Source organism: Adlercreutzia sp. ZJ242, assembly GCF_011038995.1.
Taxonomy (GTDB): Bacteria; Actinomycetota; Coriobacteriia; order Coriobacteriales; family Eggerthellaceae; genus CAAEEV01.
Genome location: NZ_JAAKEE010000007.1, coordinates 25485 through 37626, shown reverse-complemented (window position 1 = coordinate 37626; position 12142 = coordinate 25485). Strand labels below are relative to the sequence as shown.

Annotated in this window: 11 protein-coding genes and 4 tRNA genes; 12 read left to right on the top strand and 3 right to left on the bottom strand. The window is 64.2% G+C overall.

Features of this window, described 5'->3' with window-relative positions; genetic code table 11:
- Nucleotides 1-73: 73 nt before the first annotated feature.
- Nucleotides 74-1369, bottom strand: coding sequence for an aminotransferase class I/II-fold pyridoxal phosphate-dependent enzyme (locus tag G7Y49_RS03355; RefSeq protein ID WP_165171188.1), 1296 nt, complete (start codon nt 1367-1369; stop codon nt 74-76).
- A gap of 187 nt (nt 1370-1556) precedes the next feature.
- On the opposite strand from G7Y49_RS03355, the gene putP reads away from it, so the two are divergent.
- The gene (gene putP, locus G7Y49_RS03350) at nt 1557-3119 is read left to right on the top strand and encodes a sodium/proline symporter PutP (RefSeq protein WP_165171186.1); all 1563 of its coding nucleotides are present in this window, start codon (nt 1557-1559) and stop codon (nt 3117-3119) included.
- 242 nt (nt 3120-3361) lie between these two features.
- Here putP and G7Y49_RS03345 read toward each other — a convergent pair whose 3' ends face one another.
- Entirely contained in the window at nt 3362-4465 is a 1104-nt protein-coding gene (locus G7Y49_RS03345; RefSeq protein WP_165171184.1) for an NlpC/P60 family protein, read from the bottom strand.
- 410 nt (nt 4466-4875) lie between these two features.
- Here G7Y49_RS03345 and G7Y49_RS03340 point away from each other — a divergent pair.
- The 11 genes from G7Y49_RS03340 (at nt 4876) to map (ending at nt 10431) form a co-directional block, all read left to right on the top strand.
- Nucleotides 4876-4960: transfer RNA gene (locus G7Y49_RS03340), tRNA-Tyr, on the top strand.
- 4 nt (nt 4961-4964) lie between these two features.
- Nucleotides 4965-5040, top strand: a tRNA-Thr gene (locus tag G7Y49_RS03335).
- Between the two features lie 5 nt (nt 5041-5045).
- Nucleotides 5046-5122, top strand: a tRNA-Met gene (locus G7Y49_RS03330).
- Between the two features lie 91 nt (nt 5123-5213).
- A complete protein-coding gene (gene tuf / locus G7Y49_RS03325; protein ID WP_165171182.1) occupies nt 5214-6410 on the top strand; it encodes an elongation factor Tu in 1197 nt (398 codons plus the stop codon).
- Nucleotides 6411-6525: 115 nt separating this feature from the next.
- On the top strand, nt 6526-6675 hold the full coding sequence (gene rpmG, locus G7Y49_RS03320) for a 50S ribosomal protein L33 (RefSeq protein ID WP_022363057.1): 150 nt from the start codon (nt 6526-6528) through the stop codon (nt 6673-6675).
- A gap of 27 nt (nt 6676-6702) precedes the next feature.
- Nucleotides 6703-6779 (top strand) — tRNA-Trp (locus tag G7Y49_RS03315).
- A gap of 85 nt (nt 6780-6864) precedes the next feature.
- Nucleotides 6865-7278, top strand: coding sequence for a preprotein translocase subunit SecE (gene secE, locus G7Y49_RS03310; protein WP_165171180.1), 414 nt, complete (start codon nt 6865-6867; stop codon nt 7276-7278).
- A 4-nt stretch (nt 7279-7282) separates the two neighbouring features.
- Nucleotides 7283-7813 carry a transcription termination/antitermination protein NusG gene (gene nusG, locus G7Y49_RS03305; protein WP_165050517.1) on the top strand — a complete coding sequence of 177 codons (531 nt, stop codon included), beginning with the start codon at nt 7283-7285 and terminating at the stop codon, nt 7811-7813.
- A 111-nt stretch (nt 7814-7924) separates the two neighbouring features.
- Complete coding sequence (gene rplK, locus G7Y49_RS03300) at nt 7925-8425, top strand: 50S ribosomal protein L11 (RefSeq protein WP_165171178.1); 501 nt, start codon at nt 7925-7927, stop codon at nt 8423-8425.
- Between the two features lie 133 nt (nt 8426-8558).
- On the top strand, nt 8559-9269 hold the full coding sequence (rplA, locus tag G7Y49_RS03295; RefSeq protein ID WP_165171176.1) for a 50S ribosomal protein L1: 711 nt from the start codon (nt 8559-8561) through the stop codon (nt 9267-9269).
- Between the two features lie 388 nt (nt 9270-9657).
- Nucleotides 9658-10431: a type I methionyl aminopeptidase gene (gene map / locus G7Y49_RS03285; protein WP_165171174.1), complete on the top strand. Its 774-nt coding sequence runs from the start codon at nt 9658-9660 to the stop codon at nt 10429-10431.
- A 15-nt stretch (nt 10432-10446) separates the two neighbouring features.
- On the opposite strand, the gene murJ is transcribed toward map, so the two are convergent.
- Nucleotides 10447-12051, bottom strand: coding sequence for a murein biosynthesis integral membrane protein MurJ (gene murJ, locus G7Y49_RS03280; protein ID WP_241157245.1), 1605 nt, complete (start codon nt 12049-12051; stop codon nt 10447-10449).
- Between the last annotated feature and the right edge of the window lie 91 nt (nt 12052-12142).

Here is a 12142-nt window from a genome sequence, read left to right as displayed (position 1 = left end):
GGCAACCCCGTGCTCGCCAGATGAGCTTCGCTGCTCCCGAGCCCCGAGCGAGCGAGCCCTGCTCCTGGCAGCCTTACTCTGCCTGCGCGATCAGCTGCTCGAGCGCGGCGATCTTCACGCAGCACACGAACACGTCCATGGCCTCCTCGAGCTCCTCCGTGGGCGGCAGGGTGGGGGCGATGCGGATGTTGGAGTCGTGCGGGTCGCGCCCGTAGGGCCAGGTGGCGCCCGCGCCCGTCATCACCACGCCCGCCTCGCGCGCAAGCGCCACGATGCGCGCGGCCGTGTGCTCGGGGCCGTCGAAGCTCACGAAGTAGCCGCCGCGCGGGCTCGTCCAGCGTGCGACGCCCGCCTCGCCGAGCCCCTCCTCCAGCTTGCGCGCCACGAGCGCGAACTTCGGACGCAGGATGGCGGCGTGGAGCGCCATGTGCGCCGCGATGCCGTCCCCGTCGCGCAGGAACTTCACGTGGCGCAGCTGGTTGAGCTTGTCGTGCCCGATCATCTGCACGGTGAGGTGGGACTTCGCCTCCGCGATGTTCTCCGGCGAGGCCGCCATGGCCGCCACGCCGGCGCCCGGGATGGTCACCTTCGAGGTGGACGCGAACTTGAGGTAGCGGTGGAGGTTGCCCGTCTCCGCGCACGCGCGGGCGATGTCGAGCAGCTGGTCCTGCTCGCTCGCCTCGTCATGGAGGTGGTGCACGGCGTAGGCGTTGTCCCAGAAGATGCGGAAGTCCTCGGCGGCGCACTCCATGGAGGCCAGGCGGCGCACCACCTCGTCGGAGTACGTGACGCCGCCGGGGTTGGAGTACTTCGGAACGCACCAGATGCCCTTCACGCGCGCGTCCGAGGCCGCGAGGCGCTCGACCTCGTCCATGTCGGGCCCGTCCTCGTTCATCTCGACGGGGATCATCTCGATGCCGAACGCCTGCGTGATGGCGAAGTGGCGGTCGTAGCCCGGAACGGGGCAGATCCACTTGACGGCGTCGCAGGCGCACCACGGCGCGCTGCCCAGGCAGCCGAAGTCGAGGCAGCGTGCCAGCGCGTCGTACATCGCCGTGAGGCTCGAGTTGCCGAGCACGATGACGTTTGCGGGCTCGTCGTCGAGCAGGCAGGCCATGAGGCGCTTCGCCTCGGGCAGGCCGTCGAGCACGCCGTAGTTGCGGCAGTCGGTGCCGTCCTCGGAGAAGCAGTCGGCCGCCGAGGTGACGAGCCCGAGCATGGGCATGGACAGGTCGAGCTGGTCGGACGCCGGCTTGCCGCGCGCCATGTTGAGCGCAAGCCCGCGCGCCTTGAATTCCGCGTACGTTTCCTGCTGAGCCGCCAGCTCGTCGCGCAGCTGGTCGATGGGCATTTCCGCAAAGCGCGTCATAGCATGCGTCCTTTCACCGTTAAACATTCGTAACTTGGGCGAGAAAGAGCGAAACACTCCACTCGGATAAAGTATAATCCCCCTGTTTAGTCACATGATAGGGTAAGACCCCGCCAGCGAGGGCATCTTCAGATTTAACGCGCAGATAAGCGCGTGCGGGGCCGCAAGGGGAGAAAGCTAAAGGGAAATGATAGAGAGCGATGTCTGGGTAGTATTCGCGATGCTCATCTACTTCGCGGTAGTGGTGTGCATCGGCTTTGTGTATGCGAAGCGCTCCAACTCCTCGAGTGAGGAGTACTTCTTGGGCGGGCGCGGCCTCGGGCCGTGGCTCACGGCGCTGTCGGCCGAGGCGTCGGACATGTCGGGCTGGCTGCTCATGGGCCTGCCGGGCGTGGCGTACTTCACGGGCGCGTCGGACGCCATGTGGACGGCCATCGGCCTGGCCATCGGCACGTACCTCAACTGGAAGTTCGTGGCGAAGCGCCTGCGCAAGTACTCGGAGAAGGCGAACAACTCCATCACGGTGCCCGACTTCTTCTCCAACCGATTCCATGACGGCAAGCACGTCCTCATGACCATCGCCGCGCTGATCATCATCTTGTTCTTCACCATCTACACGGCCTCGTGCTTCGTGACGGTGGGCAAGCTGTTCGCCACGCTGTTCGGCTGGGACTACGCCACCATGATGATCATCGGCGCCATCATCGTGTTCCTCTACACCTTCCTGGGCGGCTACCTCTCGGTGTGCACCACCGACCTCATCCAGGGCTCGCTCATGTTCTTCGCGCTGGCCACCATCTTCGTCGGCAGCGTGACGGCGGCGGGCGGCGTGGACAACACGGTGGCCTTCCTGCAGTCGATCCCGGGCTTTCTGTCGGGGACGGAGATCGCGGTGCCGATCGTCGACGAGGCCGGCAAGCAGGTGGTCGAGAACGGCCAGCCGCTCTTCGCTGAGGCGGGCGCGTACGGCCTGGTCACTATCGTGAGCGGCCTGGCGTGGGGCCTCGGCTACTTCGGCATGCCCCAGGTGCTCATCCGCTTCATGTCCATCCGCCACTCGAGCGAGATCAAGAAGTCGCGCCTCATCGCCATGATCTGGCTCGTGGTCTCCTTGAGCTCCGCGGTGTGCATCGGCCTCATCGGCCGCGCGGTCATCCCCGCCGAGTTTCTGACGCAGGCCTCCGCCGAGAGCGTGTTCATCGTGCTCTCGCGCATGCTCCTGCCCTCGTTCTTCTGCGGGCTGGTGGTCTCGGGCATCTTCGCGGCGGCCATGAGCTCGTCGTCGTCCTACCTGCTCATCTCGGGCTCGGCTGTGGCGAACAACATCTTCAAGGGCCTGCTCAAGCGCGACGCCACTGACTCCCAGGTCATGATCGCCGCGCGCGTCACGTTGACGGCCATCCTGATCCTCGGCTGCTTCCTCGCGCTCGACCAGGACTCCTCGATCTTCAACATCGTGTCGTACGCATGGGCGGGCTTCGGCGCGTCGTTCGGCCCGCTCATGCTGCTGTCGCTGTACTGGCGCCGCACCACCATGCAGGGCGCGGTGGCCGGCATGCTCACGGGCGCGTGCACCGTGGTGGTCTGGAACATGTTCATCAAGCCGCTCGGCGGCTGGTTCGGCGTGTACGAGCTTCTGCCCGGCTTCGTGCTCGCGCTCGTGGTGATCGTGGTGGTGTCGCTGCTCACGCCCGAGCCCAAGCAGGAGGTGCTCGACGACTTCGACACCTACATGGAGCTCGACGTCTAGCGGATTCCAGTCGCATGGCGCGGCCGACGCCGTTGGCGTCTTGCCCGCCGCATGGTGCTCGTCGCGGGTTCGGGCCTCGCTCCTCGTGAAGGTGTCCGCATGGCCCGCGTAACGTGCTTCCCCATGAAAAAAGATCCCCGCTTCGGCGGGGATCTTTTTATCTCAGGATGCTTGACCTTGCGGCATGGAGCGCGGCAGCACACGGAGCGCGGCGCGGTGCTGCGCCAAGTTGAGGTGGCGTCTTAGTAGCGGACGAACACCATGCCGGATTGCACGGGGCCGTAGATGACGCCGACGCCGTAGTCTGCGGCGTGGATCATCTGGTCGTTGCCCACGTAGATGCCGCAGTGACCGGAGTTCACGCACACGTCACCCGGCTGCGGGTCGCTCACACGCGGCCAGCCGAGGAAGGTGCTCGTGCTGCCCAAGCGGCTGTAGGAGCCGGTGAGGCAGTAGGACACGAAGCCCGAGCAGTCGAACCGGCCCGGTGCGCAGGCGCCCCACTCGTATTGGGCGTTGCCCACGTAGCTCTGCGCGCGTCCGACGACCGAGCCTGCGTCGGCGGGAACGTAGGCAGGGGCGTTGCTGGCGCTGCCGCCCGCGTTGCCGCCATCGGAGCTCCCGCCGCCCGACGGCTGCGTGGCCTGCTGGATGGCCTGCTGGACGACGGATGCCGCCGCAGCCTCCTCGGCGCGGCGCTGCGCCTCGCGCTCCTGCTCGAGCAGCTCCGCAGCCTCGGCGCTCAGGTTGTCGTAGATGGCCTGTATCTCGGCGACGGTGGCCTCGGCCTCCTCCTTCACCTGGCGGGCCGTCTCGGCCTGCTCGGCGGCGATGCGCTCCTGCTCGGCGTAGGTGGCCTTCTGGGCCTCCACCTCGGCGCGCAGGTCCTTGGTCTGCTGGACCATGTTCGCGTCGTTCTCGTTCATGCTGTTGAGCAGGTCCCAGTTGTTGGAGAACGCCTGGAACGTGGTGGAGCCCAAGAGCAGGTCGATGAAGGACAGCGAGCCCGTGCGGTACATGCTGCGCGCGCGCGTGCCGAGCTTGTCCTGGAGGTCGGCGATCTGCCCGTTGGCCTCGTCGATGCGCGCCTGCGCCTCGTCCATCTTCTCCTGCGCGGCCTCCTGCTCGGCCAGCGCGTCGAAGTAGTCGTCAGACGCGGCGTCGAGCTGCGTCTGCATGGCGTTGAGCTTGTCGAGCGTGGCGGCGGCCTCAGCCTGCTTCTCGGCGGCCGTGGGCACGGCGAGGGCGGCGAGGGGGTTGAGGGCCAGGGTGCAAGTTGCGGCCCCGAAGACCGCGGCGCTCCCGAGGAACGCGCGTCTGCTTACGGTGTTGAAATGCTCGCTCATCAGATTATGAACCTCCCTAGATTGAGCACAGTGAATGTCGTTTGATGCAAACATGTTCGCTATCATAACATGACAACTCCGAGTGAAGGCTTCCTTGAGAAAGCCTTCATAACTCGCTGCTTTGCGTTAGGTGCTTGATTATGCTCGAACTTTTTTCAGGGATTGCACGCGCCATACTCTTATAAAGAAGGGGAGCAGGTGCGCATCATTCGGCATAATGCCTGATGCGAAGGAGGTTTTCTCGCTCGCCATGCGTGATTTGCGGAGGAGATGTGTGGATACGCCCGGAGGCGTGTAAGTAGTTGACAGGCGGTATCCGGTAGCGTATTATTCATTCGCTCGCTTGTTCGGAGCACGTTTGGACGGGCGGGTGGCAGCTTGATAAATACACATGAATTAAGTGCCGAAATGGGCGTGTGCCCGAGTGGTTAAAGGGGACGGGCTGTAAACCCGTTAGCTATGCTTACCTAGGTTCGAATCCTAGCGCGCCCACCATTTCGCCTGTGTAGCTCAGTCGGTAGAGCACTTCGTTGGTAACGAAGAGGTCACCGGTTCAAGTCCGGTCGCAGGCTCCATTAATGGCGGTGTAGCTCAGTTGGTCAGAGCACACGGTTCATACCCGTGGCGTCACTGGTTCAAATCCAGTCACCGCTACCATGAGGAACTGTCGCGTCCGCTCCTTGCGGACGCGTTTATTTTGTTTGTTTCGCGTATGCGAAGGAATCTCTTTTAATAAGGAGGATGAAACATGGCTAAGGAGAAGTTCGAGCGTTCCAAGCCGCATGTTAACATCGGCACGATCGGTCATGTCGACCATGGCAAGACCACGCTGACGGCCGCCATCTCCAAGACCCTGTCCGAGAACGACGGCGCGCACGGCACTGCTCGCGCTGACTTCACCGCCTTCGATCAGATCGACAAGGCTCCCGAGGAGCGTGAGCGCGGCATCACCATCTCCATCGCTCACATCGAGTACGAGACCGACAAGCGTCACTACGCTCATGTTGACTGCCCCGGCCATGCCGACTACGTCAAGAACATGATCACCGGCGCTGCTCAGATGGACGGCGCGATCCTCGTCATCGCCGCCACCGACGGCCCCATGGCCCAGACGCGTGAGCACATCCTGCTCGCCCGCCAGGTTGGCGTTCCCTACATCGTGGTCTTCCTGAACAAGTGCGACATGGTCGACGACGAGGAGCTCATCGAGCTCGTCGAGATGGAGGTCACCGAGCTGCTCGACTCCTACGGCTTCGAGGACTGCCCGATCGTTCGCGGCTCTGCTCTGAAGGCCCTCGAGGGCGAGGCCGAGTGGCAGGAGAAGATCTGGGAGCTCATGGATCTCGTTGACGAGCACATCCCGACTCCCGAGCGTGACGTCGACAAGCCGTTCCTGATGGCTGTCGAGGACACCATGACCATCACCGGCCGCGGCACCGTTGCCACCGGTCGTGTGGAGCGCGGCGTCCTGCACGTGAACGACCCGCTGGAGATCATCGGCATCCGCGAGACCCAGAACACGGTCTGCACCGGCATCGAGATGTTCCGCAAGCTGCTCGACGAGGCCCAGGCTGGTGACAACATCGGCTGCCTGCTTCGCGGCATCAAGCGCGAGGAGATCGTCCGCGGCCAGGTTCTCTGCAAGCCCGGCAGCGTGACCCCGCACACCGAGTTCGAGGGTCAGGTCTACATCCTGACCAAGGAAGAGGGCGGCCGCCACACCCCGTTCTTCGACGGCTATCGTCCGCAGTTCTACTTCCGCACCACCGACATCACCGGCGTTGCGCATCTTCCCGAGGGCACCGAGATGGTTATGCCTGGTGACAACGTCACCATCACGGGCGAGCTCATCCATCCGATCGCCATGGAAGAGGGCCTCAAGTTCGCTATCCGCGAGGGTGGCCGCACCGTTGGCTCCGGCCGCGTGACCAAGATCATCAAGTAACTGAACCTTGCTTGATACCGCAGGGCTTGCGCTTGCTCGCAGGCGCAAGCCCTGTTCTTCGGAATTCATGTGTATGCGCTAAGCTTGCTCGAGTTTAACGGCAAAAGGAGAATTCATGCGTACGTTGGTCACCCTGGCCTGCACCGAGTGCAAGCGCCGCAACTACACGACCAAGAAGAACAAGCAGAACAACCCTGACCGCATCGAGTTCAAGAAGTACTGCAAGTGGTGTGGGCATCACACCATGCACAAGGAAACTCGCTAGAGGTTTGGTGTTTTAGGAAACAGGCATAGGCCAGTAGCTCCAATTGGTAGAGCGGCGGTCTCCAAAACCGCATGTTGGGGGTTCGAGTCCCTCCTGGCCTGCCAGCTTGTTTGGTACGAGCAGCCCGACGGCTGCTTGTTTGGCGTTTAGACGATTAATCATTTCACCACTTTTTTCAGAAGGATTCTCATGGCGAAGAAGTCCAAGACACAGAGAGCGAAGGCATCCGCGGCTCGTCAGCAGCGCAAGGCTGCGCGTGAGCAGGAGGAGCTCAACCCGAGCGTCGAGACGACTCCGGCGGTCGAGGAGGCTCCCAAGAAGTCGCTCTTCAAGAAGACGAGCGATGACGCGGCTGCGAAAAGCCCTGAGCCCAAGGGCTCTGCCAAGAAGGCTGAGGAGAAGAAGCCCAAGAAGAAGCGCTTCAAGTTCCTCCGCGAGGTCCGCTCCGAGATGAAGCGCGTCACCTGGCCGACCCGCACCGACGTCCTGCGTTGGTCGGGCGTCGTGGTCGTGGCCCTCCTGTTCTTCGGCGTGTTCGTCGCGTTGCTCGACAACGCCATCATCACGCCGCTTCTCGTCCTGATCTCTGGCATTGGAGCTTAACGTTATGGCTAAGAAGTGGTACGTCCTGCATACCTATTCCGGGTATGAGAACAAGGTTAAGACGAACCTCGAGACCCGCATTGAAACCATGGGCCTCGAAAACAACGTGTTCGGCATCGAGATCCCGACCGAAGTGGTCACGGAGATCAAGGAAGGCGGCCGCCGCGTCGAGAGCGAGAAGAAGGTGTTCCCGGGCTACGTCCTGGTGCGCATGGAGCTCGACGACCGCAGCTGGGCTGCCGTCCGCAACACGCCGGGCGTCACGGGATTCGTGGGGAGCCAAGGCAACCCCTCGCCGCTGACGCGCGACGAGTACAACAAGATCATGAAGCGCACGAGCCACGAGGCTCCGAAGAAGACCTCGTCGAGCCTTGAGGTGGGACAGCCTGTCAAGGTGGTCTCCGGCCCGCTCGCCGAGTTCGACGGCGTGATCTCCGAGGTGTCCCCCGAAGCCGGCAAGGTTAAGGTTATGGTTTCGATCTTCGGCCGCGAAACCCCGGTTGAGCTTTCGTTCGACCAGGTGGCCAAGATCTAAGTTTGAACACACTGAACGTCGCGTTCGTGCCCGCGTGGACCGGGGCTTCTCACGAGCGCGAGGTTTTTGTGATAGAGAGAGTATTCGACCACATCTGAAAGGTAGTAACAGATGGCTGAGAAGAAGCAGACGGGCTTCGTCAAGTTGCAGATTCCCGCGGGTGCCGCGAACCCCGCACCGCCGGTCGGCCCGGCGCTCGGCGCCCAGGGCGTCAACATCATGCAGTTCTGCCAGGCGTTCAACGCCCAGACGCAGGACCAGTCCGGCACCATCATCCCCGTTGAGATCACGATCTACGAGGACAAGACCTTCACCTTCGTGTGCAAGACGCCCCCGGCGGCTGTGCTCATCAAGGAGAAGCTCGGCATCAAGAGCGGCGCGGGCATCCCGCAGCTGCAGACCGTCGGCACGCTGACCGAGGATCAGCTCCGCGAGATCGCCGAGATCAAGATGCCCGACCTGAACGCCAACACCATCGAGGCCGCCATGGAGATCGTCGCCGGCACGGCCCGCTCCATGGGCGTGCGCATCGAGGGCCGCGAGATGAAGAAGAAGTACGTTCCGTCTCGCAAGGTCGCCGCGATGCTGCAGGGCAAGACGATCGAGGAGTAGCCTGCCGCAGGCTCGCAGGCGGCACGGCCCCTGCGAGGCTTTGAGCGGCGTTCGCGAGCATACGCTCGCATGACACGTCAGTTGTAAGTGGAAGAGCTGGAAGCGCTCGCCATTACCACGAAAGGATCAGAGCATGACCAAGAAGTCCAAGAAGTACCTCGCTGCGATGGAGCAGATCCCCGAGCAGCCCGTTTCCCCGCTCGCCGCGATGAAGCTCGTCAAGGAGATCGCGACCGCGAACTTCGACGAGACCGTCGAGGGCCACTTCCGCCTCGGCATCGACACCCGCCAGGCTGACCAGCAGCTGCGCGGCACCGTGAGCCTCCCGAACGGCTCCGGCAAGACCGTGCGCGTCGCCGTGTTCGCCGAGGGCGAGGCTGCGCGTGCCGCCGAGGAGGCGGGCGCTGACATCGTCGGCACCGAGGAGCTCGTCGCCCAGGTGCAGGCCGGTGAGTTCAACTTCGACGCCGCCGTGGCCACGCCCGATCAGATGGGCAAGGTCGGCCGCCTCGGCAAGATCCTCGGCCCCCGCGGCCTCATGCCGAACCCCAAGCTCGGCACGGTGACCAACGACGTCGCCAAGGCCATCAAGGAGCTCAAGGGCGGCCGCGTGGAGTACCGCGCCGACCGCTACGGCATCGCGCACGTGACGCTCGGCAAGGTGAGCTTCACGGCCGAGCAGCTCGCTGAGAACTACGGCGCCGTGTTCGACGAGATCCTGCGCATGAAGCCGGCTGCCGCCAAGGGCCGCTACGTGAAGTCCGTCACGGTTGCCTCCACCATGAGCCCGGGCGTGCCCGTTGACTCCGCGGTGACCCGCAACTACCTCGAGGCTGCTGAGTAGCAGACACTCTCTCATCATTTGAAGGCCGCTCCTTGTGGGGCGGCCTTTTTGCGTTTGGGCGAGGGGCGGATGTGCGCGGGGTGCGGAGGCGGGGCCGGGCGGAGCTCAGTCGCTCAGACAGTCCTGCTCGCGCGAAAGCGCCACTGGCGCTTTCGGCTCGTGCGGAACTCGCTTGGTGAGCACCGCCCGGCCCCGCCTCCGCTCGCGTGTGGGGGTTGAAATCTAGCCGCGTAGATGTGCATCTCATATGAAACGCCCGCAGGGCGCTTCGGCGCGCACAGGGCTCGCTTGGTGGGTGCCGAGCGGGCTTCCGCTTCCGCTTATGGGGTGTTTCGCCAGATGATCAGGTATAATGGGTCGGCGTGAAAGTTGATGGGAAGGGTTTGGCATGGGCGTTGTCATAAAGAGCGCGTCGGAGATCGAGGCGATGAAGGAGGCGGGACGCGTGTCCGCCAAGGTGCTGCGTGAGGTGGGCAAGATGGTGCGCCCGGGCGTCACCACGCTCGAGCTCGACGAGTTCGCCGAGGCGCTCATCCGCCTCGAGGGCGGCGTCCCGGCGTTCAAGGGCTACGGCGGCTTCCCCGGCTCCATCTGCGCGTCGGTGAACGAGCAGATCGTGCACGGCATCCCGTCGGCGAAGGTGGTGCTCAGGGAAGGCGACATCATCTCCATCGACACGGGCGCCGTGGTCGACGGCTGGGTGGGCGACAACGCTTGGACGTTTGCCGTGGGGAAGGTCTCGCCCGAGAAGGCGCGCCTGCTCGAGGTGACGGAGAAGTGCATGTGGGCCGGCGTGGAGGCCGCGCGGCCGGGCAACCGCCTCGGCGACATCGGGCATGCGGTGCAGACGGTGGCCGAGGCGGCGGGATACGGCGTGGTGCGCGAGTACGTGGGGCACGGCGTCGGGCGCGTCATGCACGAGGAGCCCAACGTCCCCAACTACGGGTTCCGCCACACGGGCATGCGCCTCCAGCCTGGCATGGTGATCGCCATCGAGCCGATGATCAACATGGGCACGCACAAGACGCGTGCGATGCCCGACGGCTGGCTCGTGTGCACGCGTGACGGGAAGCCCTCGGCGCACTTCGAGAAGACGGTCGCCATCACCGAGGACGGTCCCGTGGTGCTCACCACCGAGGAGGGTCACCGCCGACCCGTGTAGGGTCCTCGCGGGACGCTATCTCGCGTGGCGTCCCCTGCGGGCCTTCTTGCTGGAGGGGAGGAACCGATCGAGCAGGCGAGTCACCATCGCCATCTCGGGGATGCGGAAGGCCGCGCAAAGCGCGAAGATGACTGCGAGCCCCGCAAGCCCGCACACCATGATGGTCGCAAGCCCGCCTGCCATGCCGTCGCCGAAGGGCAGCACGCGCTGCAGCAGGCACACGAGCGCCAGCCCCACGCAGGTGGCGGCGACGGTGCGCGCCGCCTTCCACAAGATGGCGCCGAGCTTGATGCCGCCCAGGCTGAAGCGCAGGATTCCCAGCAGCACCATGCAGCAGCTTCCGTAGTACACCAGATCAGCTACGGGCACGCCGGCAAGCCCGAGCACGCCAGGTGCGCACAGGTAGTAGTACAGCCCGCACTGCACCGCCACCATGACGGTGCTGACCAGCGCAAACGTCATGAACTTCCGCATGCTGGCGTACACGTTGTACAGGTACATCAGAACCGAGTAGAACGGCATGCTCACGACCCAAAGCGCCAGGATGGAGCCGACGTACTGCGCGTCCTCCGCGTTGAAGGCGCCCGCCTGGAACAGCTGCATAAGCGGCGTGGAGAGCGCTCCCACCAGCCCCGCCAAGGGCACGATGAGCAGGAGCGTGCCCGACACGCCCGAGGTGATGTGGCGGCGCAGCGCGCGAACGTCTCCCTTCGCCACGTCCTCGCTCATCTCGGTGAACAGCGCACGCGACAGCGACACCGCCACCACGCCGTGCGGCAGCTGGTACCACGTCCAGGCGTAGATGAGCGTGGAGGGCCCGTTGTCACCTGCCTGCAGCGAGAACGCGTTGCGGCACGAGAACGACACCATGGTGCCCACGATGTAGACGAACGTGGGGACGGCTATCTTGATGGCCTCGCGCAGCGCGGGGTCGTGCAGGTTGATCCGCGGCTTCCAGCGGAAGCCCAGCTTGGCGAGCGCGGGTATCTGGATGGAGAACTGGACCACCACGCCGAGCGTCGTGCCGACCGCGAGCACCACGAGCGCGAGGTCGGGATTGACGGCGCTCAGGGGCACGTATGCCAGAAACGACGCGATGACCACCACGTTGTTCAGCGCCGGCGCAAGCGAGGGCAGGAAGTACACGCGGTTTGCGTTCAGGATGGACGTGATGACGCCGCCGATGCCGTAGAACACGATCTGCACGGCGAAGATGCGGAAGAACATGGTGGCGTACACCGAGACGGCGGCAGTGTCACTCACGGTGAACGTCTGCGTTGCGATGACCTGCGGCGCGAACACCGTGGCGAGGATGGAGAGCACGCCGAGGACCACGATGCACAGGTTCAGCAGGTTGCAGGCGAACAGGTTGCCGCCCTTCGTGCCGAGCTTCTCCTTCTGCGAGAGGTACACCGGGATGAAGGCGGCGCCCAAGAGCCCGCCCGCCACCAGCTCGTATACCACGTTGGGCATGTTGTTGGCCACCTGGTACGCCGAGGTGATGAGCGTGTTGCCCAGGGCGAACGCCATCGTCCACGTGCGGATGAGCCCGGTTGCGCGCGAGCCGAGCGTGGCTATGGACATGAGCGCGGTGGAACGGGCAACAGACGTGTTCGCCACGTAGTTCTCTCCTTCGGCAGTCTTCTATGAAACTTGTGTAGCAAGCTGCAGCCGCTCAGCGGACGCAAATGCAACACGACTATAATGATCA